This is a genomic window from Paracoccus sp. PAR01, assembly GCF_014851995.1.
Classification (GTDB): Bacteria; Pseudomonadota; Alphaproteobacteria; order Rhodobacterales; family Rhodobacteraceae; genus Paracoccus; species Paracoccus litorisediminis.
The window spans coordinates 1-2,343 of record NZ_JACVAW010000060.1 but is presented as its reverse complement, the minus strand read 5'-3'; the positions used below and the strand labels follow the sequence as shown (position 1 = coordinate 2,343).

Annotated in this window: 2 protein-coding genes and 1 pseudogene; all 3 read left to right on the top strand. The window is 62.9% G+C overall.

Annotation, left to right across the window (positions count from 1 at the left end; genetic code table 11):
* Positions 1 to 89: 89 nt before the first annotated feature.
* On the top strand, positions 90 to 539 hold the full coding sequence (locus IB235_RS24520; RefSeq protein ID WP_192339000.1) for a transposase: 450 nt from the start codon (positions 90 to 92) through the stop codon (positions 537 to 539).
* On the top strand, positions 536 to 889 hold the full coding sequence (gene tnpB / locus IB235_RS24515) for an IS66 family insertion sequence element accessory protein TnpB (RefSeq protein ID WP_192338998.1): 354 nt from the start codon (positions 536 to 538) through the stop codon (positions 887 to 889). The genes IB235_RS24520 and tnpB overlap by 4 nt, the downstream gene beginning before the upstream one ends.
* A 65-nt stretch (positions 890 to 954) precedes the next feature.
* Positions 955 to 2,343, top strand: a pseudogene (locus IB235_RS24510) (IS66 family transposase); the annotation flags it as partial.

Here is a 2,343-nt window from a genome sequence, read left to right as displayed (position 1 = left end):
GTAAACGCCGTCTCTGACCCATTGAGTTTGGGTATTTCTGGTCTTGGGTGCGTTTGCCAGAAGTTCTCCGAAACTGATGGAGAGGCGACATGGCAGATGAGTTGGAAGGGTTTGTTGGGCGATGTGAGGTGGTTGAGCCTCGGCGGGGGAACCGCCGATGGCCTGATGATGTGAAGGCCCGGATTGTTGCGGAGAGCTTTGCGCCTGGCTCACGGGTGGTGGATGTGGCGCGCCGATATGGGCTTGCGGCGCATCACCTTTCGGATTGGCGACGACTGGCCCGCCAGGGGGCTCTGGCTCTGCCGGCCGAGATGGTGGCGGGGCTTTCGCTGACGACGGTCCCGGTCCGCGAGCCGGCCTTCGTTCCTCTGGCGGTTGCGGAGGATGCGACCGCGCCGGTGACGCGCCCGAGGCGGAGCAAGACCGCGTCTCGCGTCATGAGCGTCGAGATCGGGCAGGATGTGGTGTTGCGTATTCCGGATGATGTCGCGGTGGATCGTGCGGCCGCTTTGATTCTTTCCCTTCGCGGTGCGGTATGATTGTCGCGGGCCAGCGCCTGCCGATCCTCATCGCGACACGCCCGGTGGATTTCCGTTGTGGGCATAATGCCTTGGCGTTGATGGTGCAGACCGAGTTGGGGCTGGATCCCTATTCCGGCGTGACGGTGGTGTTTCGATCCAAGCGCGGTGACAGGTTGAAGATTTTGGTATGGGATGGAACAGGCTTGGTCCTGACCTACAAGGTTCTCGAGACTTCGAAATTCTGTTGGCCCAAGGTTCGGGATGGGGTGATGCGGCTGTCCCGTGCCCAGTATGAAGCCCTGTTCGAAGGCGCAGCCTGGCTCGGGATGAACCCGCCGAAGGTGCTGCCGCCGTCTGCGACAGGATGACGTGAAACGCTGCTTTTGGCGTTGTTTTTGCTGGGCCTTCCCCAGCAAAAACAATAGAAAGCGGCATGTCGCAACCCTTTGATCTCAGCTGGTTTCCTGACCTCCCACCCGAGGTGATGAAGGCCTTTGCGGCGATGCAGTCCGAGCTGACGGTCGAGCGTGCGGCACGCCAGCACGAGCAGGCGTGGGGGCCGAGAAGGATGTCTTCATCACCGAATTGCAGGCTCTGATCACGAAGCTGGAGGGGCAGGTTCAGGACTATCGGCGGACGAAGTTCGGACCGAAATCAGAGAAGCTGGACCCTGCGCAACTGGAGCTTGCGCTGGAAGATCTGGAGGCCGCAATCGCGGAAACCCAGGAACAGATCAGCCTCGTCGAGGAGAAGATTGCCGCCACCAACCCCGAACAGCCGGCCCCGCGCCGTCCTCGCAAAACACGGGAACTGCCGGAAAACCTGCCGCAGATCGAACGGGTGATCGAGCCTGCCGATATCACTTGTCCCTGTGGCTGCGGCGACATGGTCCGGATCGGCGAGGATCGGGCAAGGCGGCTCGATTACATCCCGGCGCGTTATCAGGTCATTGTCACCGTGCGCCCGAAATATGCTTGCCCCAAAGGGCGCACGGGCGTGGTGCAGGCCAAGGCTCCGGCACATCTGCTGGAAGCAAGCTGGCCGACCGAAGCTCTGCTGGCGCAGATCGCGGTCGCCAAATATTCCGAGCACATGCCGCTCCACCGCCAGGCTGTAGTGATGGCGCGGCACGGCGTGCCGATCGAACGCTCGACCCTTGCCGACTGGATGGGCCGAACCGGCGCCTTGATCGCCCCTGTCGTCGACCATATGGCCAAGCGCCTCTTGTCGGACAGCACCCGGCTTTATGTCGATGAGACCACCGCCCCGGTGCTGGACCCCGGTCGGGGCAAGACCAAGACCGGCTATCTCTGGGCGGTGCTGCGCGACGATCGGGGCTGGAAAGGCACCGCCCCGCCGGGCGTGGTGTTCCACTACCGGCCGGGCAGAAAGGGCGAATATGCCGCCGAGATCCTCGCCGGGTTCAATGGCACGATCCAGGTCGATGCCTATGGCGCCTATACCCATCTGGCGACACCAAAACGCGAGGGCGGCGATCCGTTGCGGCTGGCATTCTGCTGGGCACACGGGCGCAGGAAGCTGATCAAGGCCATTCCCAAGAAGGGATCCCCCATCGTCGATCAGGCGCTGCTGCGCATCGCCGCGCTCTACAAGATCGAGGACAGCATTCGGGGATCCGATCCCGAGCACCGGCGGGGCGTTCGTCAAAGCCTGTCCCGGCCCCTGGTGGACGCGTTCTTCACCTGGCTGACGGCCCAGGCCGCGCGCATCTCGCGCAAGTCAGACCTCGGGGTGGCCATGGCCTATATGCTGAGGCGTCAGGAAGGCTTCCGGTTATTCCTCGAGAACGGCCATGTCGACA